A 21410-nucleotide genomic window follows, 5' to 3' on the forward strand; every position below is an offset into this window, starting at 1 on the left:
TTACAGGTTCTAAAAGCAAATTAGGGCACATTTTCTTTACGATATCCCCTAATCCCTTGTGTTTGTGCGGAACTTACCTTAACCTAACCTCAAACATCGCCTAAATGAGAGCCACCTGACACTTTTTTGTTAAAACCTAAAAGAATTCGATATATGACAAATTCACCCGCTATTCTTGAAGCGATGAATACTGCACTCACTCGATTCCGCCCGCTCATTCCCGCCGGCGGTGTTGGCTCGCGTTTGTGGCCCCTGTCCCGCGCGCACGCCCCGAAATTCCTGCTCGACCTCACTTCGTCGGGCAATTCTCTGCTGCGTGACACCTACGACCGTCTCATCAATCTCAGCAACGGTTCCGTCATGGTAGTTACCGGCACTTCGCACGCCAATGCGGTTACCCAGCAGATTCCTGAGCTGCGTGCCGCCGACCTGGTACTGGAGCCCTCCCCCAAGGATTCGGCTGCAGCTATCGGCCTGGCTTGCGCCATCATCCACCGCCGCGAACCGGACGCCATCATCGGCTCCTTCGCAGCTGACCACGTCATCAGCCCGGTGGACGAGTTCCACCGCGTGGTGACCGAAGCTGTCATCACCGCGGCAACCGGCAAGATTGTCACCATCGGCATTACCCCCACCGAGCCCTCCAGCGCGTTTGGCTACATTCACGCCAGCGAGTCCCTGGGCATCGAGGGTGCACCCAACGCGCACGCAGTGGACACCTTCGTGGAGAAGCCGGACACCGCTACCGCACAGAAGTACCTGGATTCCGGTGAGTACACCTGGAATGCAGGCATGTTCGTGGCACCTGCAGCCCTGATGCTCAAGCACCTCGAGGCGAACGAACCCGAGCTGTACGCGGGCATCATGGAGATTGCTAACGCTTGGGACACCCCCGAGCGCGAGGCCGTCATGGAGCGCGTGTGGGAGACCCTGCCGAAGACCGCTATTGACTACGCAGTGGCAGAGCCTGCCGCAGCTGCGGGCGACGTCGCTATGGTTCCCGGTTCCTTCAGCTGGGACGACGTTGGAGACTTCGACGCCGTGGCACGCCTGAACACCGAGAAGAGCGGCGAAGAGCTGATCATTCTCGGCGAGAAGGACAACGTCATTAACCACGGTTGCTCCGGCATTGTTGTTGCGAACACCGACCGTAAGATCTCTATCATTGGTCTCGATGACATCGTTGTGGTGGATACCCCCGATGCTCTGCTGGTCGCTCCGCGCTCCAAGGCACAGGCTGTCAAGGATGCCGTGGGCGAGGTCAAGGCACGAGGTCTGAACAACCTCCTCTAAATTTTTAGCCCTGAGTAGGTACATGAGCCTTACTCGAGCAAAAGATACCTCTAGAAACCGGCTCTCTTCTTTTCGGAAGGGAGCCGGTTTTCTTTTGCCCTAATGGGTTATTTCACGGGTGGATTCAAGGCTTTCGCCTAGTGGGACTGGGAAGGAATCCCCCTTCGAATGAGAAGAGTACAGGACGCCTTGCAGGCCCGACGCAGACTGCACTTCCAGACTCTGATACGAGCCAAGGATCAACCACTATAGAGAACCATTCTCATGTTAATCTTGGTGCATGCACATGACCCGTAAGTTTTTCCTCACCCGCGCCGGCGCACTCGGCGCAGTAGCCGCCCTCGCACTGACCGCATGCGGCTCCCAGGCCACCCAGAACGCACAGACCAGCCCCAGCGCCTCCACCTCCGCGAGCGCAACCCCCGCACCCATTACCGAAGGCAAGGGCGCGGCAAGCCGCGTCGCCATCACCTACGACGGCGGCGTGCTCGTCTACGACGCCAAGGACATGAAGCTGCTCGCAGACATCCCCAAGGAAGGCTTCCTGCGCCTCTCCGACGCTGGCGATAACCGCCACCTCGTCGTTGCAGACGGCAATAGCTACACCTTCCTGGACACCGGCGTATGGTCCGTAGCGCACGGCGACCACTCGCACTACTACACCACTTCCCCGTCGCTGTCTTCGCTGTCTCTGGCGGCTGACCACACAGGTCACGTTATCAAGGACAACGGCAAGGTCGCGGCATTCGCTGACGGCACCGGTTCCTTCGCCGTGTACGACCCGGCGAAGCTGACCCACGACAAGCGCACCGCATCCTCCCTGGAGACCACTACCGTCACCCTGCCGAAGCCGCACCACGGCTTCGCAATCCCGCTGCCCAACGACCAGTACCTAGTAGCGGTTGGCGATTCGAAGACCCGCACCGGTGCCGCTGTTGTGGACGCTCAGGGTAAGACCGTTCTCGAGAGCCCCGCATGCCCCGGCGTTCACGGTGAAGCCATCGCCAAGGACGGCGCGTTCTCCATCGGTTGCACCGACGGCGCGCTGGTCTACAAGGACGGTAAGTTCACCAAGATTACCAACCCCGAGGACCCGTACTCGCGTTCCGGTAACCAGGCTGGTAAGGCTGACTCCCGGTACGTTCTGGCGGACTACAAGACCGACAAGGACGCTAAGCTGGAGCGCCCCGAGAAGTTCTCCATTATCGACACCGTTGCGGCAACCCGCACCGTCTACTCCCTGCCCTCTGGCGTGAGCTACACCTTCCGTTCGCTGGCTCGCGGCCCCCAGGGTGAGGCACTGCTGCTGACCACCGACGGCAAGCTGCGTGTCTTCGATCCGGCAACCGGTGCCGAGCTGGGCTCCGTACAGCTCATGGAGGCGTGGACCGAGTCTGAGACTTGGCAGGATGAGCGCCCGGCGCTGTGGGTGGACGGTAAGACCGCCTACGTGACCGACCCGGCGACCAAGAAGCTCATTGCGGTGTCTCTGTCGAACCCGGCAGCACCCAAGGAGCTGATGAGCGTGGAGCTTCCCAAGACCCCGAACGAGATTCTGGGTGTTTCTTCCGCGAACGCTGCACCGGTTGAGGCTGAGGCTCACGGCTCGCACGGCTCTGCTTCTTCCTCGGCTTCTGCTGACGCGCACGAGCACGAAGCTCACGAGTCCGGCGAGCCTCACGAGGGCCACTCCCACTAGGGTTCTCACGCTGAGGCAAACCTAGCGAAAGCATAAAGAGAGATGCGACCGATAACCTATCGGTCGCATCTCTCTTTATGTATGCCGGGTTTATGCGCCAGCCACTAACGCAGCGGCAGAACCCCAATTTCTTCCCAGTTCTGCCCGTCGTAGGAGTAGCAGTGCAGGTGATCCACGGTGAAGGTACGCTGCTCGGCGGGTAGGGCATCAAACACCTCACGGGCGTTCGCCACCTGCTCCTCCGTGAGCCCGTGACCTAAGGTCACGTGCGGCACGTACGGGAAGGATGCCGCACCGGCACCGAGCAGGTCAACCAGCTTCTGGTGAATCTGCTCGAACTCGGTCTTGCCCGCCTCTAGGTTCAGGTACTCCACCTCGGTCACCGGGCGGAAGGACTGCACCGAACCCCAGCGCGCCTCAAAACGCGACACATCCAGCGCATCGCGGAACTGCGGGGACTGCACCGCAGCCAATAGAGGCTCGTTCAACTCCGTCAGGTACACGGTCACGTGCGTGCTGATAGGCGCCACCGCACCGCCAACTACCGCGCGCTTCCACTCTTCCAGGCGCTGAACATTCTCACCGCTCACATGCGCAATAACGCTCAGGTAGCGGTGACCGGGTTTCAGGGTCGGGGATACAGGAGCCGTCGTGGGGCTCGAAGAGTTCTCTTGTGCTGTCATCTCAGTCGTGCAGGTAATGCGGTGCCTCAGCCGGGCAGGCTGAACAGCGCGCTAGATTGCTGCGGCAGGCAGGAAGCCAACCTTCTTGTACACGTTCTCAATGGTGACGGTAGCGATCTCGCGGGCAGCGGATGCGCCCACAGCCAGCAGGCGATCCAGCTCGGCGGGGTCGTCCATCAGCTCGAGGGTACGCTCACGTACCGGGGTGAGGCGCTCCACCACGATATCGGCAAGATCGACCTTCAGGTGGCCGTACATCTTGCCCTCGTAGCGTGCCACGATCTCATCGATGCTCTCGCCGGTCATTGCCGAGTAGATGGAGAGCAGGTTGGAGACGCCAGGCTTAGCCTCGCGGTCGTAGGCGATGACGGAGCCGTCATCGGTCACGGCGGACTTGATCTTCTTCTGGGTGACCTTGGGGGTGTCCAGAAGCTTGATCAGGCCCTTATCGGATGCCGCCGACTTGGACATCTTCGAGGTCGGGTCCTGCAGGTCGTAAATCTTAGCGGTTTCCTTCAGAATCACCGGATCGGGCACCACGAAGGTCTCACCGAAGCGGGAGTTGAAGCGCTGAGCCAGGTTACGGGTCAGCTCCAGGTGCTGACGCTGATCCTCACCCACGGGCACGCCGTCCACCTGGTAGAGCAGGATGTCGGCAGCCATCAGAATCGGGTAGGTGAACAGACCCACGGAGGCGTTCTCAGCGCCCTGCTTCTGGGACTTGTCCTTGAACTGGGTCATGCGGGACGCCTCGCCAAAGCCGGTGAAGCAGTTCAGGACCCACGCCAGCTGCGCGTGCTCGGGAACGTGCGACTGCACAAACAGCGGGGTGCGGGTCGGGTCAATGCCGGAGGCGATGTACTGCGCCGCAGTCAGGCGGGTGCGCTCACGCAGCTCCTCGGGGTTCTGAGGAACGGTGATAGCGTGCATATCCGGAATGAAGAACAGGCATTCGTTATTCGGGTCCTCCTGCAGAGCCACCCAGTTGTTCACGGCACCAATGTAGTTACCCAGGTGCATCGAATCAGCCGACGGCTGTGCACCAGAGTAGATACGTGCCTTCTGCTGAGAGGCGTTAGGGATGAGGGACTTATCCTGCTTCTTTTCGTCTGCCATAGTTATTTCCTGTGCAGTTCTTCCTGTGCGGTGCTGCGGACGGTGCAGCACATCTTCAAAAACTTATCTGTAGGTGGGTTCGCGTCTTACTCACCGATGCGGTAGTCAACCACGAGCGGCGCGTGATCGCTGAAACGCTCGTCGTAGCTTGCCGCGCGGTCCACGACCGCCTCCACGGCGCTTTCGGCGAGCGCCGGGGTCGCCATGTGGTAGTCGATACGCCAGCCGGCGTCATTATCGAACGCCTTACCGCGGTAGGACCACCAGGTGTAGGGGCCGGGCACCTGACCCGCCAGCTCACGGGCCACATCGCGGTAGCCGATATCGCTGAAGAAGCGGTCAAAGTAGGCGCGTTCCTTCGGCAGGAAGCCAGCACGCTTCTGGTTAGCCTTCCAGTTCTTAATGTCCAGCTCGGTGTGGCCCACGTTCAGGTCACCCACAATGAGCACGTGGTCCGAGTGCTTAGCCAACTCAGGCATGCGCACCAGCATACGCTCCAGGAAGCGGTACTTATCGTCCTGCTTCTGGGTGCCGACCTCACCGGAGTGAACGTAGGCGCTGACCACGGTCAGGGTCTTGCCGTTGGGCAGAACGTAGTCCGCCTCAACCCAGCGGCCCGAGTCGTCAAAGTACTCTTCGCCGATGTTCGAGCGGGTTGCGACCGGCTGGTTCTCCAGAACCTCACCGGCTGAGTTCGGGGTGCGGCGGGTCGCCACCAGCACGCCCGCACGACCCTTAGCGGCAGCCTCCGCGTGCAGAATATGCCACTGGGATTCGTCCAGCAGCTCACGCACGATAGCGTCGGGGGCGCGCACCTCCTGCAGGCAGAGAATGTCGATGTCACGGCTCGCCAACCACGCTGCCATATCCTTCTTGTAGGCGGCTCGGATACCGTTCACATTCACGCTTGCCACGCGAAGCAGACCGCTCGGGCGCGGTGCAGGAGAAGTAGAAAAATGCATAGTCTTAATTATGCCAGTTTGAAGGAAGAGAAATTTTCACTCGTGCGCGTTTTTTCTCTGGCTGAACGGTAAACTATTGGGTGATGAATTCACACTCCTCACAGACCACCGACCACGGTGCCCCCTCACATTCTGCGGGCACCACTGCATCCGAAAGTACCGCTCACAACGCTGAGAGCCGCTACGAGCTACCCCCGATTCCCGGCCCGAAGTATGAGCAGGTTATCCATTACATTGAGCAGCGCTACATTATTCCCGGCAAGCCCGGCGATAAGCTGCCCACCGAACGCATGATTCAGCAGAACTTTGGGGTGAGCCGCCAGACGGTTCGTAGCGCCCTGAAGGTTCTGATTGAACGCGGCCTGCTCTACAACGTGCAGGGCTCCGGCACCTACGTTGCCGAGCGTAGCGACGCAACCTACATTCCGCGCGTGGACACCTTCGTTGACGACATGCGCCGCCGCGGCTTTGAAGGCTCCACTCGCATGATTGCGACCCGCTGGATGGACGCTACCGAAGAGATCTCCACTCACCTGTCCGTGCCGGTGGGCGAAAAGGTGCTGTTCGTGCGCCGTCTACGTCTTGCCGACCATGAAGTCATCGGTTTTGAGCGTTCCTACTTTGTGAAGGCTGCAGCAAGTAGCATTCTGGACGCCATGATGGCGGAAATGTCCGGCGCTTCGAGCTCCCTCGATCAGCTCGCTAACACCCCCAACGCAATCAAGCACGCTCGCGTACGCACCAGCGCGGCGCTCTTCACCGACGCCGACGCCGAAGCGTTCAACCAGCAGGTCCCCGTGGGCGAGGCGGCGTTCAAGGTCTGCGCAACCGGCTACACCGAAGAAGGTAGCCCGGTCGAGTATGCAGAGACCCTGTACCTCGCTGATGCCTACTTCTACGAGATGATTCTCTAGCACCTACCTTTTCTTGTGATGACAGTGTGAAGGGCGGTGCCCCGGTAGATTGTTCTACCGGGGCACCGCCCTTTTGAGTTATCAGCTCTGAAATGTTGCGAGCCTTATGCCGCCTGACGCTCCGCGGTCTCAACCACGTTCACCAGCAGCTCCGCGCGGGTCATCGGGCCCACGCCACCGGGGTTCGGGGAAACCCAGGACGCCTTCTCAGCGGCCTCAGGAGAGACGTCACCGAAGAGCTTCTTCTTGCCGGTCTCCGGGTCCTCAGCGCGGGAAACACCAACGTCCAGCAGGATTGCGCCCTCCTTGACCTGGTGAGCCTTCAGCACGTGCGGAACACCCACGGCGGCGACAATAACGTCTGCCTCGCGCAGTACCTCGTCCAGGTTCTCGGTACCGGTGTGCGCCAGGGTTGCGGTTGCGTTCACCTCGCGGCGGGTCAGCAGCAGACCCAGCGGGCGGCCCACGGTAATGCCGCGACCAAGCACCACAACGTTCTTGCCGTTCCAGTCGATGCCGTGGCGCTTGACCAGCTCAATCACACCGTTCGGGGTGCAGGGAAGCGGGGAATCCAGCGGCTCAGAAACGTTCAGCACGAGCTTGCCGAGGTTGGTCGGGTGCAGGCCGTCAGCGTCCTTCTCGGGGGCGATGCGCTCCAGAACGCGGTTGGTGTCCAGGTGCTTGGGCAGGGGCAGCTGCACAATGTAGCTGGTGCACGCCGGGTCGTTGTTCAGCTTGTCAATCTCTGCGTCGAGCTCTTCCTGAGTGATGTCACCGGGCAGGTCCACGCGGATGGAGTTAATACCGATCTCTGCGCAGTCGCGGTGCTTAGCGCCCACGTACGAGCGGGATGCCGGGTCGTCACCGACCAGGACGGTACCCAGGCCGGGGGTGATGCCCTTAGCCTTGAGCGCCTCGACGCGCTCCTTCAGCTCCGCCTTGATGGCTGCGGCGGTTGCGTTACCGTCTAGAATCTGGGGCATTGTTTTTCCTTCCATAGATTGCGGCGGGTTCGCCGAAACGGACGGTCTGTGTGTTGGGCTCTAGGGTGTGCCCCTAGAGGTACCACTCCCCCGCTACGTCCCTCGACGGGTGTAGCGGGTAGAGCGGCAAAAAGTAAGAGGGCGAAATAACCCCGCCCTCGCATCAGCCACACAGGCGGATGCGCGAACGGGGTTATTCATGGGTCTACCAGTTCTCGCTGCCCTGGTAGAGGGGGTACTTGGCGCAGAGCGCATCAACGCGGGCACGCAGCGCGGCGATGTCCGGGTTCGGCAGCAGTACGGAGGCGATAATGTCGGCAACCTCGGTGAAGCCCTCGGCGTCGAAGCCGCGGGTCGCCAGCGCGGAGGTACCGATACGCAAACCGGAGGTCACCATCGGCGGGCGCGGGTCGTTCGGCACAGCGTTACGGTTGACGGTAATGCCGGCATCGTGCAGCAGGTCCTCCGCTTCCTTACCGTTGAGGGCGTGGTGACGCAGGTCGACGAGCACCAGGTGAACGTCGGTACCGCCGGATGCAATCGAAACGCCGGCGTCCTTCACGTCCTGCTGCAGCAGGCGGTTCGCCAGAATCTGTGCGCCCTCAATGGTGCGCTTCTGACGGTCCTTGAAGCCCTCAGATGCGGCAACCTTGAATGCGGTAGCCTTTGCCGCGATTACGTGCATGAGCGGGCCGCCCTGCTGGCCGGGGAACACAGCGGAGTCAATCTTCTTCTTCAGTTCCTCGGTGCAGAGGATGAAGCCGGAACGGGGGCCGCCCAGGGTCTTGTGCACGGTGGAGGAGACCACGTGTGCGTGCGGGACGGGGTTCGGGTGCAAACCAGCAGCCACCAGGCCCGCGAAGTGAGCCATGTCCACCCACAGGTATGCGCCGATTTCGTCGGCAATCTCGCGGAACGCGGCGAAGTCCAGCTGACGGGGGTATGCGGACCAGCCGGCGATAATCAGCTTGGGGCGCTCAGCCAGAGCCAGCTCGCGCACCTGGTCCATGTCAACGCGGCCGTTCTCGTCCACGCCGTATGCAACAACGTTGTACAGCTTGCCGGAGACGTTCAGCTTCATGCCGTGAGTCAGGTGGCCACCGTGTGCCAGGGACAGACCCATGATGGTGTCGCCGGGGTTCAGCAGCGCGTGCATGACGGCGTTGTTCGCCTGCGCACCGGAGTGCGGCTGAACGTTCGCGTGCTCAGCGCCGAAGAGTTCCTTCACGCGGGAAATAGCGAGGTCCTCAACGATGTCAACGAATTCGCAGCCGCCGTAGTAGCGGCGGCCGGGGTAACCCTCAGCGTACTTGTTGGTCAGTACCGAGCCCTGGCTTTCGAGGACGGCACGGGGGACGAAGTTCTCGGATGCAATCATCTCGAGGGTGTTCTGCTGGCGCTTGCGCTCCAGCTCAATGGCTTCTGCAACCTCGGGGTCGAGGTCGGCGAGGGGCATCTCGAGGATCTTCTGCTCGGACATTACGCTCCTGGGAGTGTTTTTGCGTTATCTTCGGTCGCTCATCATCGGGGCTGCCGCGGCGTGTGCCGGGCGGTCTTCGGGAGGCGGCGGGCGCCTCCGGTTGAAAACCCCGAATGAAAAAATATGAGCTACACCTCATAATACCGTAAAGCCCGCTTTCCTTCGAGAAGGAAAACGGGCTTTACCAAGCATCATGATGAAGTTTTCACGGTGTCGGCGCGAGTCCGCCGCGGGGCGCGCAACACACCCCGGCAGGCTTATCACAGCCGTTTACGCAGGTCTGCGCACCCTACGCCTGACGCAGAATAGCGGAAGCATACTCCAGGTACGCCTCGCGAGCGCTTTCCTTCTTACCGCCAGCCACCAGCTGGGTCTGCACCACGTAACCGGTCAGAACCGACAGCACCGCGGCGCCAATCACGGTCAGCCACTCCTCGAGCTCCTCTTCGGTGAAGTCCAGCTCAGCGGCACCCCAGGTGCGGTAGCGCTCCAGGGACTGATCGCGCAGGTAACTCAGCTGCTCAGAAACCACGGTCGCCAGCTGCGGCATTGCCACAGCCTCACCCCAGGTGACGAGCAGGTGACGGCGAATCTTGGGGGTGTCCAGCACCTTCAGGCACCCGAACACGTAGTCCCAGGGCTGTTCGGCGCGGATGCGGTCGAAGGGCGCCATGTCCATGCGGGCTGCCGCCAGGATAATCTCATCCTTGGAAGAGAAGTGGTTATAAATCGCTCCAGCAGACAGGCCGGTGGCCGCAATAATGTCGCTCATCGAAGCCTTCTGATAACCGTGCTTGATGAAGCATTCGCGGGCGGTCTCTACAATCTGAGAACGCCTGTTCTTTTTGTATTCTTCGCTGACTTTAGGCACAACCTAATCCTAGCGAACTTTTAGCCGATCCGTGCGCATCCCGGCCACCGTTGACGCGCCCTCACGCGCAAATTCGGCGCAAAATAGAGCAAAAATTCTATAAATCTGCTTGCCCACAATACGGATGCCCTGCGGACGTCCTAAGTAGCAAGCACGAAAAAGCGGGGCACCCCGGGGTCACCTCAAAAGGTTCACCCCGGAATGCCCCGCTCACGGCAGGCAGCTCAGCGCTAGCTGAGCCCGCTACACGTTTTTAGTGGAAGAAGTGGCGGGTACCGGTCAGGTACATGGTCACGCCAGCAGCCTTAGCCGCCTCGATAACTTCCTCATCGCGAATCGAACCGCCCGGGTGCACAACGGCACGCACGCCAGCGTCCAGCAGAACCTGCAGGCCGTCAGCGAAGGGGAAGAACGCGTCAGATGCTGCAACCGCACCGCGGGCACGCTCGTTGCCTTCACCACCGAGGGTGTTCGCGCGCTCAACCGAGAGCTTGCAGGAATCCACACGGTTCACCTGGCCCATACCGATGCCCACAGCGGCGCCGTTATCGGCCAGCAGAATAGCGTTGGACTTGGGCGAACGCAGTGCACGCCACGCGAACTCGAGGTCGCGCAGGGTTGCCTCGTCAGCAGCCTCACCGGCAACCAGAGTCCAGTTCTTCGGGTCGTCGCCCTCAGCCTGCAGGCGGTCAGCCTCCTGGAAGAGCGCACCACCGGAAATGGGGCGGTACTCGATAGCTTCGCGGGCGAAGTCCTCGGGCAGAACCAGCAGGCGCAGGTTCTTCTTCTCGCGCAGGATCTCCAGCGCCTCGGGCTCGAAACCGGGAGCCACAACAACCTCGGTGAAGATGCCCTTGACGGTCTGAGCCATTGCGGCGGTCACCGGGCGGTTAGCGGCAATCACGCCACCGTATGCGGACAGCGGGTCGCAGGCGTGTGCCTTCGCGTGAGCATCCGCAATGGGGTCAGCCGCGCCGGGGGTTGCCACAGCAATACCGCAGGGGTTGTTGTGCTTGATAACGGCAACAGCGGGCTCGTCGAAGTCGTATGCGGCGCGCAGAGCGGCGTCAGCGTCAACGTAGTTGTTGTAGCTCATCGCCTTACCGTGCAGCTGCTCAGCCTGAGCAATGCCGGGGGCTGCGGCGGGGTCAACGTACAGGGCGGCACGCTGGTGCGGGTTCTCGCCGTAACGCAGGGTCTCGCTGCGCTCGAAGCCCAGGCCAGCGTACGGGGGCCAGAAGTTAGCGTCCTCATCCTGCAGGAACTGGGATGCGGTCCAGGTTGCCACAGCGGTATCGTATGCGGCGGTGTGGGCGAATGCGCCAGCGGCAAGGCGGCGGCGCTCGTCCAGGGAGAAACCACCGTTCTTAGCGGCCTCAACGGTGCGTGCGTAGTCTGCGGGATCCACAACAATAGCGACGGCGTCGTGGTTCTTCGCGGCAGCGCGAACCATGGAGGGGCCGCCAATGTCGATCTTCTCGATGATGGCGTCCTGACCTGCGCCGGATGCGACGGTCTCAACGAAGGGGTACAGGTTCACGACGACCAGGTCAAAAGGCTCGACATCCAGCTCGCCGAGGGTGTCGATGTGCTCCTGCTTGCGGCGGTCAGCCAGAATACCTGCGTGGATGCGCGGGTGCAGGGTCTTCACGCGGCCTTCGAGGCACTCGGGGAAACCGGTAACTTCGGTGACCTCGGTGACGGGTACGCCTGCTGCCGCGATGGTTGCTGCGGTCGAACCGGTGGAAACCAGCGCAACGCCAGCCTCATGCAGGCCGCGGGCGAACTCCTCCAGACCGGTCTTGTCGTAGACGGAAATCAGGGCGCGGCGCAGGGGCACGCGATCGAGCTCAATAAGAGACACAAATACTCCGATGCTTTAGACGTGCACGCCGGATTTCGGCGGCACAGCTGGTGGATGGACGTAGCCTACCCGCGAAGAAGGGCAGGATATGTGTGGGGGTATTCCCCGCCGCTGTGCACCGGCTCCTCGAGGGTACGCGGGTGCCACAACGGAACGTGTATGGGCGGCGGGGTTTGAGCTCGGCTCATTCCGCCGCGAAAAATGTAGTGGGCGGAACTAGCTGTGAGATTCAGCGAGAGACGCGATGGTCTGCACGAGCAGGCGGCGCTCCTGCACCTTAATGCGTTCGTGCAGGGTCTCTTCGGTGTCGTCATCCAGAACGGGCACTGCCGCCTGGGCGAGAATGGGGCCGGTGTCAACGCCAGCATCCACAAAGTGGACGGTCAGGCCGGTAATCTTCACACCGTGCGCCAGGGCATCACGCACGCCGTGCGCACCCGGGAAGGAGGGCAGCAAGGCGGGGTGGGTGTTGATGATGCGGTTGCTGAAACGCTCAACCAGCTGCGCGTCAACAATGCGCATGAAGCCGGCGAACACAATGTAATCGGGCTCGTAGGAGGCGATCTTTTCTTCCAGCGCGCGGTTCCAGGAGGGGCGGTCGGCGTAGTCCCCGGGCTGTACCAGGAAGGTGGGTACACCAGCCGCCTGGGCACGTTCAATACCCAGACAGGGCTTATCGGCGCCCACTGCCGCAATTTCGAGGGGAAGCTCGCCCGCCGCTACGGCGTCGAGGATGGACTGAAGATTCGTTCCGGAGCCGGATACCATAACCACAATTCGCACCCCACCAGTATAGCCCGTCTCACACTCTTATCCAAGGAATGCCGAGACACACACCACTGCCGAACCCCAAAGGTGAGCACGAAGAAACCCCGGCGGGATGAATCCTCACCGGGGTTCACCAGGCACAAACTTAATAGGTCACGAGCTCAACACGTGCGAACGGGGCGGTACCCTTATAGGTATGTCTACTCCCCCGCAGAACACTCCGAACAACGCACCGAACAACACGCCGCAGCAGCCCACCCCGAACAACGGCGCACCGCAGAACCAGCAGGTTCCGCCGCGAGCGCCTCAGCAGGCACCTCAGAGCATGATGCCGCAGCATCGGGCACCTCAGGGCAAGAAGCCGCGTAAGCCCATCGACCCCATCGAGCAGCAGAAGGCGAATATTCGCACCTCGCTCATGCTCATTGTTGCCGCGCTGGTGATTTTTGCGGCGTCTTCCTTCGTGCTCTCCACGATGCCGCTCTTCTTGGCGCTCTTCCTCTTCGCGCTAGTTGGCATCACCCTGAGCGTTATTGCGATCGTGCGTACCGCAATCTACCGCGGCCCCTGGTTCTTCTACATTGCCGCGGGCGTCAGCATCATCTACGGCGCCATGACCCTGCTCGGTGGCATTGGTCTTGCCTTCATGCCCGGCGCGCAGGAGTACCGTCAGTGCCGCGCCGCCGCACTGACCCAGACCGACATGTACACCTGCGACCAGAAGTTCCAGGGCACGATGGACAAGCTCACCGGCGCATCCAGCTCTAGCTCTTCTGCTCGCTAGTTCTTCTTTGGGGCGTTAGAACCCTGTGCACTAGAACCCTGGGGCTTCGAGGAGCTGACATCCAGCGGGGGCAGCTCCACAGTCGATGCCTCATCGGTCACCAGCGGAAGGATGCCGGTCTGGCTACGAACCTCAAAGATGCGGCTCATCGCCTGATCGGCTGAAAGAACGTCCAGCTCGCGATCCATAAAGTCGCGGTCGGCGTCCTTCTTCTGCTTCTTGCGTGCCGCCTTAGCCGCCTTCTTCGCCTCACGCTTCTGCGCACGCTCATATGCGCGGTCATTGGCGCGGTCCTGAGTGGAATCCAGCGCGGCGGACTCAGCGTGGGTGCTCTCTGCGGGCTCGGAACCCTGCGCCGCGGCGGGCTGTTCAATGCCAAAGCCGAAGTACGCCATAATGCGGCTCGCGCGGCCCTTCGATCGCGGCGCCTGCTCTGCAGACTCGTCAGCATCAGATACGCGCTGAGATTCCGCAAGCTCAGTAGCCTCGTAGACGGGCTCCTGAATCAGTTCGCGGGTCTCCTCCTCGGAGGGGTCCTGCGCGTACAGGGTGGGATCGTAGGATGCGGGCTCGGCGGATGCTTCGATGCTCTCGTAATCCTCCGCCTGTGCAGAGTCAGCGTGGGCAGAGTGCAGGTAATCGACCTGCTGAACGGCCTCAATCGGCTCGTACTCCTCAGCGGAGCTCTCTTCAGCAGTAGCCTCTTCGGAGGCGGGCTCCTCAGCGGCAGATTCCTCCACCGCAGCGCTCTCAGATGCAGCCTTCTCGGCTGCCTCTTCGTGTTCTCCAATGATGTCAGCGAAAGCGTCCGCCGCCGCACGCTGCGCCAGCTGCTCGGTCGCCTCCACGGGGACGGCAACCACCGGCTCCAGCGGGTGGACCGGAACGTGACCGGTCGCCACATCGGGCACCGCAGACTGTTCAGGCTCAGCAACGTTCTCGGAAGTCTGTGCGCGTGCCGCCTCCTCAGCTTCACGTTCAGCCGCCTCACGCTCTGCTGCTTCACGCTCTGCCGCTTCACGTGCGGCGGCTTCCTCAGCCTCACGCTCCATACGCTCCGCACGCGCCTGCGCACGCTGCTCACGGTACTCCGCAAAACGCTCACGGGTCGAGGCAGTAAAGCTCATCAGACGCTCACCCAGGTTCGGGCGCTCATCCGCAAAACGAGGCAGCTCACGGCTGCTGTCCGGCACCAGGGCGCGGCTCAGCAGCATACCGAAAGTCACGCCGGCACCCACCGTCAACGCGGTATGCGCCGCGAAGGTCAGCGGCTCAGCACCAACCTCCGTAAAACGACCAATACCCAGGGAGCCGTACGAAATCCAGCCCAGCCACAGGGCACCAAAGGACGTCAGAATACCGGTCACCACGCCCAACGCCACAGCAGAAATCAGCGCAGACAGCGGGCGGAAGGGAACCTTCAGCGCAACCCACTCATCCAGGTGATCCTCACCCTCACGCAAGAACCACCAGCCAGCAATCGCACCGGCAGCCAGCGGCACCAGCAGACCCAGCAGGCCGGCGCTTCCCAGGGACTCGGGCACAGCGCCCAGAATCGGAAGCATCGGCAAAGTACCGGCATCGCTACTGGTCAAACCAACCGAGGTACCCGCGCCAAAGGAGAAACCGGCACCGGTCGACCACGCAATCGCATAAATCACCAAGTTCGGCAAGAAACCCAGCTGCAACAGAGTCACCGCAGTATCACCCACAGCACCCGCGTGCAGCTCCTGGTAGGTGGCAACAATCTGCGACCAGCCCGCCAAAATACCGATACCCAAAAGCACCGCGCCCAGACCGACCAGCGCCACAAAAGCAACCACCGCGGCACGCACCACAGCCCAGGCATACGAACCCGCCCAACGCGAATACTGACTCATCTGCGAAATCTGCTCCGCAGTATCAACACCCACCATGCGCGAGAGCGAACGCGCCTCACGGTAGCCACCCCACATCAGACCAGCCACCACAATACCCAAAGGCACCAGGGCAGCATTCAACGCCTGAAGAGGCTGCGGATGCGGGCTCGCCCAACCGTACATCGCCGAACTAATCAGCGCGTAAGTCACCGAACCGGACAGCACCGGAATCAAAAACTCACCCTCATACGAAGCGCGCGCCAGACGACGACCCGAACGGTAACAGAGCAGCAGAGGCAGAATACTCAAACCCAGCGGCACCAGCGTCATCGTGCCGGCAGAAGCACCAAAAGCAGCCGCAAGATCCAAAGGAACGCCGTGAATCAGAAGCCACAGGTGCGCCGACATGGCGGCCACGGAGGAGAACTCCATGTCGCCAAAACCTTTGGTTGCCCACACGGCAGACATCGCCGCAAACACAGCAAGCGCAGAGAACAGGGCAGTAACAATTAGCTCAACAACACCCTGAAGCCACAGAGGCATGGGCATGGAATAACGCGAGATAGGTGAGGTGCTTTTCATCGTCCTTCAATCATGCCACGAATTAACGACGAAACCCGCCTCCGATTAACACTCGAAAGCGGGTTCTCACAACTATTCACACAGGTATTCATCCAGACGCGCACGCGAGGACGTGTATCAGGCGAAGTTTTACTGCTCAGTCCACGGGTTGGAAGCCTGAACACCCCAGGCGCGGTACACCTGCGCCTTAGAAGAAATCAGCTCCAAATCATAGGCGCTCGCGCTCGCCGCCATCAGACCCTCCAGGGCGGCGGTAGGCAGCGGACCGGCATCATCACGACCCACGGCATGCACGCCGCGCGGCGCCTGACGGCCCGCCCACTCGAGGCTCACGCGCGCGTCCACATTAATAACGTGGTCGCCAAAGCGCTCAAGAAGTTCCGTAATCCAGCGATCAGTTTCCGGGTAGGGGTACAGACCCTTCAGCTCGCCAATACTCAGCACAGAAATGTACATGTGTCGGAACGAGCGGCGGCGCAGAAAAGCGACCACGGCGGGGTCAGGATCCGCCTTACGGATCTCCGCAAGAACGTCGGAGTCCAGGAGCATACCGGAGAAATTCATACCCCTAATGCTACGCTACGCGCAGACCGGCATACTCAATAGCGGGGATGCCCTCGGGGTTCGGCAGAAGGAGGAAGTTCAGGAACTCGTCGCGCTTAGAAGAAATGCGGGAGTAATCGTCAATGCTGACTGCGGTGTATCCGCCTCGCGCGGGGACAGCTGCGGCACGCAGGCTTTCCTGGTAGGAGCGGGAGGGGTTCAGAGAGATTGCTGCTTCGGTTGCAGAGTCGTTGTACATGTGACAACCTGCGCCGTGAGTGGCGCGATCCTTTCGCGTTGCTCTTGTCTGTACCAATTACCACCGGTTATTCCGGTGGTGAATACAAACCGCTTCGTCATCCGAGCCACCCGTGAACATGGGGTTGGCGTTCGACCATAGTCGGAGCTTATCAGTCGAAACTCTTGAAGCTGGGTTTAGCTTACAGCATTTTCTCAAGTTAAGTAAAGCGTTTTGTGAAAGAGATTTAGATTATTAGCGTTTTGGCTTGTGAGAACGTTTTAAATGGGGTGAATTTTTGATACGGTGCGGAATATCCTATGTGAATACCGGTGTTTTTATGCGCTAAAAACTCCCCCACCACAAATACGAAATACGCCCTAAACCACCGCTCAATAGTCGCCCCAGCAACCAGCCCGACAACCAGCACGGCAGCCGCCAGCAAATAACCGGCGACAAGGCGCAAGCCCGCACAATACGCGATAATGAGCTGGTGAGCGCCAACAACCCTTTCCCCGAAATTCCCGTCACCGTACCGCAGATCATTCGCCAGGCCGGGCACCGCACCTACCAGCGCGGTGTCGCCTACCAGCGCAACCGCGAAGTCATCCGCTACAGCTACGACGAAGACGAGCGAACCCTCACCGGGCTCGTCAACGGAAGCACCATCATCCCCTACGAAGTGACCATTCGCTTCTTCCCCGCCGTCAGCGGCTCCGCAACCTTCACCGCCCGCTGCACCTGCCCCGTGCTCACCGACTGCAAGCACGCCGTAGCGCTCATGCTCACCGCGCTCGACCGCGCCTCCGTAGCGAAAAAGGCACTCAGCGAACACCCCGGACCGGTCGGCGTACCCGGTGCCGCAGCGAAGGGTGCGACAGACGCAATAGGATCAGCAATAAAGGAATCCACAGATTCAAAGAGCGCGGACGTTGCGGAGGCGAAGAAATCCGCCGACCCGCTCGCGGCGCTGCGCGCCTCCGGTGCGCTCACCACCGCGGCAAAACTGCCCGCGCCCGATGCGGAGCAGAACGCAGAACAGGGAGCAGAATACGGCGCCGCAGCACACGGTACGCGCGACGAGGCGCAGGGAAGCTTCGCGCTCAACGAGCTAGGCTCTTCCCCTACCGTGCTCGATGGTTCCGCCTCCAAGATTTCTGCCTGGCGACGCGACCTCTCCTCCGTTCTTTCCGCACGTCAGGACCTTGCGGGCATCGATTCCATGCGCGTGAGTGGTGCCCTGGATTTCTCGCTGAGTGTCTCCGGCTCCTACGCGCGCGGCCGCAATATGCCCGGCGCAACCCCGGCCATCAACCTGCTCGCACGCCCGCTCATGGCGTCCAAAACCGGGCGCTGGATCAAGGGTGGGCTCAGCTGGGAAACCTTCGCCTCCAGCGTGGGCGGCCCCGTTGGACGGCACGAAATCTACCCCGAACACGAACGATTCTTCGCCGAGCTCTACTCGATTGCCCGCCCCTGGCAGAACATGTACTCCTCGCACCGCGACTGGATCTCGATTAGTGCCTCTGCCTCCACTCTGCTCTGGGATGTGCTCGCCCGCGCAGAGGATATTAGCCTGCCCCTGCTCGTCAACGGCCGCGAAGTGAACTACGCCGTGCTGAGCCCCGCGCAGGTGCGCCTGCACGCCAGCGCTGAGAAGCACGCAGAAGGCGCCGGCCTGCAACTTCAAGCCGCGCTCAGCTGGGAAGGACGCGAAGGCGAACTACTGCGCCAGCTCTGGCTGCCCGCCGCGCATTGCCACCCCATCGGCACCCCGCGCACCGGCTTCTTTGCCCTGGGCGGGCTCGCCCAGCAGGAGTACGAACAGGCGGCAAAGGCGGTGCACTGGAAGACCGCGCGCCCCGGCGCACTGGATGAAGTGGGCCGCGAATCTTTCGTTCAAAAGGCTGCCCAAAAGGACGCGCAGGAGGCGCCTACTGAACCCTCTGCCCCGACCATCAACCCGGCGCAGGGTGAACGGGTGCGCTACTCCCCCGCCGTACCCGAACTGCCCGAGGGCGTGGAGCTGGCGCTCATCCCCCTGGTCGAGCCGCTCGATGCCGCCTCCGAATCGCTGATTAGCGCCGGAACCGTGCATATTCCTGCCGCGGAACGCGCCACGTTCCAGAAGGAGTACCTGCCCGCGCTCAGCCGTTCCATTCCCTCGCTGACCCCCGATCCGGCGCTGGCGCTACCTCGCGTGAAGCCGCCGCATCTGGTGCTTGAAATCAGCTTTGACGAGCAGGTACGCCACGACGCGCAGCTGAGCTGGCATTGGGAGTACCCACTGAACCCCTTCGCGGAGGACAGTGCAGAGGAGGCGAGCGCGCAAGAGGCGAGCACACAGAATCCTGCGGCCGGCTCCGATGTGTACTCCCTGCCCGTTTTCGGTTACCCCGGTGAAGAGGGCGGCGAGATTCGTGATGAGCGTTTTGAGGCGCGCGTACTGCGTTCGGTGCGCGCAATTCTTGCCGCCCATCCGGCGCTTTCCGGGCTGGAGGAGCGCCGCATCGAAGGCTGGGAAACCCGCGAGCTGCTCAGCGCGATTCTGCCGAAACTTCGCCGTGTTTCCGCTGTTCAGGTGCGTTTTAACGGCACCGCACCGGAGTTCGTGGAGGCAACCGACGCGCTCATTGAAATCACCGTGAGCGAGGGCAATTCTCGCGACTGGTTCGGCCTGGGCATTGCGGTAAAGGTCAATAACTGGACCGTGCCGTTCGCCCAGATTTTTGAGGCACTCGATCGCGGGGCGGACCGTATTCTGCTCGGTAACGGTACCTATTTTTCGCTGCGTCGACCCGAGTTTAAGACCCTGCGCACCCTCATCGCGGAGGCTCGCGAACTTGACGATGCGGGCGATGAGTTGCGCATTAACCGGCACCAGGCGGGGCTGTTCTCTGAGCTGGAGTCGTTGGCGGCGAGCGTGCATACGACCGCGCGGTGGGATGCTCAGGTGCGTTCGCTACTGGAGCTGGTTGAGGGCCTGGAGGATGCCGAGGAAAGCACCGAAGAAAGCGCCGAAAAGACCTCTGACAAGGGCGCTCAGGATTCCCCCGCGCTCCAGAAGACCTCTCGCAAGAAGACTTCCCGCCAGATTATTCCGAGCTGCCCGGTACCCACCGGCCTGCAGGCGATCCTGCGCCCCTACCAGGTGGAGGGTTTCCAGTGGCTGTCGTTCCTGTACGAGCAGCGTCTGGGCGGTATTCTCGCCGACGATATGGGTCTGGGTAAGACCGTGCAGGCTCTCGCCCTACTCGCCCACGCGATCGAGGAGCATCGTGCCGCCTCCGAACGTGCCGCCGAGCGCGGTGAGAGCGTCGAGCCGTTCGCGCCCTTCCTCGTGGTTGCGCCGACCTCCGTCATCGCCAACTGGGCGGCGGAGGCGGAACGCTTCCTGCCCGAGGCGAAGGTCGTGACCATTACCGAAACCACCGCCGGTAAGACCCCGCTGGCTGAGCGGGTTGCCAGGGCGCACCTGGTGCTGACCAGCTATACGCTGTTGCGCATGGACGAGGAAGCATACACCGGCTACGCCCGCACGCTAGGCCGTACCGTTGACGAATTCACGGGCGAGCAGTCCGCCCCCGAAGGTTGGGGTGCGCTCCTACTGGACGAGGCGCAATTCGTCAAAAACACCGGCACCCGCGCCTGGTCCATCGCCCGCGCGATGCCCGCCCGCACCAAGATTGCGATGACCGGCACGCCCATTGAGAACAACCTCATGGAGCTGTGGGCGCTGCTGGCAATCGTGGCGGACGGTCTGTTCCCCTCCGCCCGCGCGTTCCGTGACCTGTATGCCCGCCCGGCGGAGTCCGGTGAGGACCCGGCGCATGCCGCGGCGACGGCGGCTCGTCTGCGCCGGCGCATCCGCCCGCTCATGCTGCGCCGCACCAAGGAGCTGGTGGCGGCGGAGCTTCCGGCGAAGAACGATACGCGCGTGAACCTGCCGCTGGCTCCGGGTCACCGCCGCATCTACGACACGCACCTGCAGCGCGAGCGCCAGAAGGTGCTGGGCCTGCTGGAAGACATGGACAAGAACCGCTTCACGATCTTCCAGTCGCTGACCCTGCTACGCCGTCTGGCGCTGGATGCCGCTCTGATTGACCCGGAAGCCTACGCCGGGGTGTCCTCGGTCAAGCGTGACTACCTGGTGCAGCAGCTGCCCGACCTGCTCGAGAAGGGCCACCGTGTGCTGGTGTTCAGCCAGTTCACCGGCTACCTCAAGAGCATATCGGCGCGCCTGGCGGAGGAGGGCATCGGCCACCTGTACCTGGACGGTTCGACCCGCAACCGCGCCGAGGTCATCGAGGCGTTCCGCGCCGGGGCCGCGCCGGTGTTCCTGATTTCGCTCAAGGCCGGCGGTTTCGGTCTGAACCTGACCGAGGCGGACCACGTGTTCATCATGGATCCGTGGTGGAACCCCGCCGCCGAGCAGCAGGCAGTGGACCGTATTCACCGCATTGGCCAGGACAAGGAGGTGCACGTCTACCGCCTGGTCGCCGAGGGCACCATCGAGGAAAAGGTCATGCAGCTCAAGGAGTCGAAGGCCGCGCTCTTCGATGCAGTGGTCGGTGAAGGCGAGTTCGCCTCCGCGGCGGTCACGGCTGAGGATGTGCGCGAGCTCTTCGCGCCGGCTGTCGAGCGGTAGCCGCCATCCAGCCCGAGCAGTATGTCTGGTACCCGTCATTTTTTGTCATCTGGTTACGCCTCGGGCTAGATTCGCACCCGTTTCTGGCCCGGCTCTTCTCAACGGGGGCTCTGGGGCGTAGCC

16 protein-coding genes and 1 riboswitch are annotated in these 21410 nt (G+C 61.9%); of the genes, 5 read left to right on the top strand and 11 right to left on the bottom strand.

Annotated features, from left to right (window positions below; genetic code table 11):
• Positions 1-183 precede the first annotated feature (183 nt).
• Positions 184-1293, top strand: a complete 1110-nt coding sequence (locus QZ540_RS03200) for a mannose-1-phosphate guanylyltransferase (RefSeq protein WP_294627720.1) — start codon at positions 184-186, stop codon at positions 1291-1293.
• Between the two features lie 286 nt (positions 1294-1579).
• Positions 1580-2992, top strand: a complete 1413-nt coding sequence (locus QZ540_RS03205) for a hypothetical protein (protein WP_294627688.1) — start codon at positions 1580-1582, stop codon at positions 2990-2992.
• Between the two features lie 104 nt (positions 2993-3096).
• Here QZ540_RS03205 and QZ540_RS03210 read toward each other — a convergent pair whose 3' ends face one another.
• The 3 genes from QZ540_RS03210 to QZ540_RS03220 form a co-directional block, all read right to left on the bottom strand.
• Positions 3097-3675, bottom strand: coding sequence for a 2'-5' RNA ligase family protein (locus QZ540_RS03210; protein ID WP_294627690.1), 579 nt, complete (start codon positions 3673-3675; stop codon positions 3097-3099).
• A 51-nt stretch (positions 3676-3726) separates the two neighbouring features.
• On the bottom strand, positions 3727-4791 hold the full coding sequence (gene trpS, locus QZ540_RS03215; RefSeq protein WP_294627692.1) for a tryptophan--tRNA ligase: 1065 nt from the start codon (positions 4789-4791) through the stop codon (positions 3727-3729).
• 86 nt (positions 4792-4877) lie between these two features.
• Positions 4878-5753 carry an exodeoxyribonuclease III gene (locus tag QZ540_RS03220; protein ID WP_294627694.1) on the bottom strand — a complete coding sequence of 292 codons (876 nt, stop codon included), beginning with the start codon at positions 5751-5753 and terminating at the stop codon, positions 4878-4880.
• 83 nt (positions 5754-5836) lie between these two features.
• On the opposite strand from QZ540_RS03220, the gene QZ540_RS03225 reads away from it, so the two are divergent.
• Positions 5837-6667, top strand: a complete 831-nt coding sequence (locus QZ540_RS03225) for a GntR family transcriptional regulator (RefSeq protein ID WP_294627722.1) — start codon at positions 5837-5839, stop codon at positions 6665-6667.
• A 104-nt stretch (positions 6668-6771) separates the two neighbouring features.
• On the opposite strand, the gene QZ540_RS03230 is transcribed toward QZ540_RS03225, so the two are convergent.
• From QZ540_RS03230 to purN, 5 genes are all read right to left on the bottom strand, one after another.
• On the bottom strand, positions 6772-7650 hold the full coding sequence (locus QZ540_RS03230) for a bifunctional methylenetetrahydrofolate dehydrogenase/methenyltetrahydrofolate cyclohydrolase (RefSeq protein WP_294627696.1): 879 nt from the start codon (positions 7648-7650) through the stop codon (positions 6772-6774).
• Positions 7651-7855: 205 nt separating this feature from the next.
• The gene (gene glyA / locus QZ540_RS03235) at positions 7856-9130 is read right to left on the bottom strand and encodes a serine hydroxymethyltransferase (RefSeq protein ID WP_294627698.1); all 1275 of its coding nucleotides are present in this window, start codon (positions 9128-9130) and stop codon (positions 7856-7858) included.
• A 289-nt stretch (positions 9131-9419) separates the two neighbouring features.
• A complete protein-coding gene (locus QZ540_RS03240) occupies positions 9420-10001 on the bottom strand; it encodes a TetR/AcrR family transcriptional regulator (protein WP_294627700.1) in 582 nt (193 codons plus the stop codon).
• A gap of 253 nt (positions 10002-10254) precedes the next feature.
• A complete protein-coding gene (purH, locus tag QZ540_RS03245) occupies positions 10255-11865 on the bottom strand; it encodes a bifunctional phosphoribosylaminoimidazolecarboxamide formyltransferase/IMP cyclohydrolase (RefSeq protein ID WP_294627702.1) in 1611 nt (536 codons plus the stop codon).
• Positions 11866-12081: 216 nt separating this feature from the next.
• Complete coding sequence (purN, locus tag QZ540_RS03250) at positions 12082-12633, bottom strand: phosphoribosylglycinamide formyltransferase (RefSeq protein ID WP_294627724.1); 552 nt, start codon at positions 12631-12633, stop codon at positions 12082-12084.
• 196 nt (positions 12634-12829) lie between these two features.
• Here purN and QZ540_RS03255 point away from each other — a divergent pair, with 196 nt between their 5' ends.
• Positions 12830-13417: a 4-hydroxyphenylpyruvate dioxygenase gene (locus QZ540_RS03255; protein ID WP_294627704.1), complete on the top strand. Its 588-nt coding sequence runs from the start codon at positions 12830-12832 to the stop codon at positions 13415-13417.
• On the opposite strand, the gene QZ540_RS03260 is transcribed toward QZ540_RS03255, so the two are convergent.
• The 3 genes from QZ540_RS03260 to QZ540_RS03270 all read right to left on the bottom strand — a co-directional run bounded on the left by QZ540_RS03260 (position 13414) and on the right by QZ540_RS03270 (position 16660).
• Positions 13414-15858, bottom strand: a complete 2445-nt coding sequence (locus QZ540_RS03260) for a DUF6350 family protein (protein WP_294627706.1) — start codon at positions 15856-15858, stop codon at positions 13414-13416. The two genes, QZ540_RS03255 and QZ540_RS03260, sit on opposite strands and share 4 nt — an antisense overlap.
• Positions 15859-15987: 129 nt before the next feature.
• Positions 15988-16422: a plasmid stabilization protein gene (locus tag QZ540_RS03265; protein ID WP_070507908.1), complete on the bottom strand. Its 435-nt coding sequence runs from the start codon at positions 16420-16422 to the stop codon at positions 15988-15990.
• Positions 16423-16432: 10 nt separating this feature from the next.
• Positions 16433-16660 carry a nuclease PIN gene (locus QZ540_RS03270; protein WP_294627708.1) on the bottom strand — a complete coding sequence of 76 codons (228 nt, stop codon included), beginning with the start codon at positions 16658-16660 and terminating at the stop codon, positions 16433-16435.
• Positions 16661-16695: 35 nt separating this feature from the next.
• A riboswitch (SAM riboswitch) is annotated at positions 16696-16830 on the bottom strand.
• 254 nt (positions 16831-17084) lie between these two features.
• Here QZ540_RS03270 and QZ540_RS03275 point away from each other — a divergent pair.
• Positions 17085-21287, top strand: coding sequence for a DEAD/DEAH box helicase (locus QZ540_RS03275; protein WP_294627726.1), 4203 nt, complete (start codon positions 17085-17087; stop codon positions 21285-21287).
• The last annotated feature ends 123 nt before the right edge of the window (positions 21288-21410 follow it).

The sequence above is a fragment of the uncultured Rothia sp. genome (genome assembly GCF_916049665.1).
Classification (GTDB): Bacteria; Actinomycetota; Actinomycetes; order Actinomycetales; family Micrococcaceae; genus Rothia.

Excerpts from the sequence above, each read along its gene's own strand:
- QZ540_RS03270 (WP_294627708.1), bottom strand. The coding sequence starts at position 16,660 with ATGTACAACGACTCTGCAACCGAAGCAGCAATCTCTCTGAACCCCTCC.
- QZ540_RS03230 (WP_294627696.1), bottom strand. The coding sequence starts at position 7,650 with ATGCCCCAGATTCTAGACGGTAACGCAACCGCCGCAGCCATCAAGGCG.
- QZ540_RS03225 (WP_294627722.1), top strand. The coding sequence starts at position 5,837 with ATGAATTCACACTCCTCACAGACCACCGACCACGGTGCCCCCTCACAT.
- QZ540_RS03260 (WP_294627706.1), bottom strand. The coding sequence starts at position 15,858 with ATGAAAAGCACCTCACCTATCTCGCGTTATTCCATGCCCATGCCTCTG.
- purN (WP_294627724.1), bottom strand. The coding sequence starts at position 12,633 with ATGGTATCCGGCTCCGGAACGAATCTTCAGTCCATCCTCGACGCCGTA.
- trpS (WP_294627692.1), bottom strand. The coding sequence starts at position 4,791 with ATGGCAGACGAAAAGAAGCAGGATAAGTCCCTCATCCCTAACGCCTCT.
- glyA (WP_294627698.1), bottom strand. The coding sequence starts at position 9,130 with ATGTCCGAGCAGAAGATCCTCGAGATGCCCCTCGCCGACCTCGACCCC.
- QZ540_RS03210 (WP_294627690.1), bottom strand. The coding sequence starts at position 3,675 with ATGACAGCACAAGAGAACTCTTCGAGCCCCACGACGGCTCCTGTATCC.
- QZ540_RS03200 (WP_294627720.1), top strand. The coding sequence starts at position 184 with ATGAATACTGCACTCACTCGATTCCGCCCGCTCATTCCCGCCGGCGGT.
- QZ540_RS03255 (WP_294627704.1), top strand. The coding sequence starts at position 12,830 with ATGTCTACTCCCCCGCAGAACACTCCGAACAACGCACCGAACAACACG.
- QZ540_RS03265 (WP_070507908.1), bottom strand. The coding sequence starts at position 16,422 with ATGAATTTCTCCGGTATGCTCCTGGACTCCGACGTTCTTGCGGAGATC.
- QZ540_RS03205 (WP_294627688.1), top strand. The coding sequence starts at position 1,580 with ATGACCCGTAAGTTTTTCCTCACCCGCGCCGGCGCACTCGGCGCAGTA.
- QZ540_RS03220 (WP_294627694.1), bottom strand. The coding sequence starts at position 5,753 with ATGCATTTTTCTACTTCTCCTGCACCGCGCCCGAGCGGTCTGCTTCGC.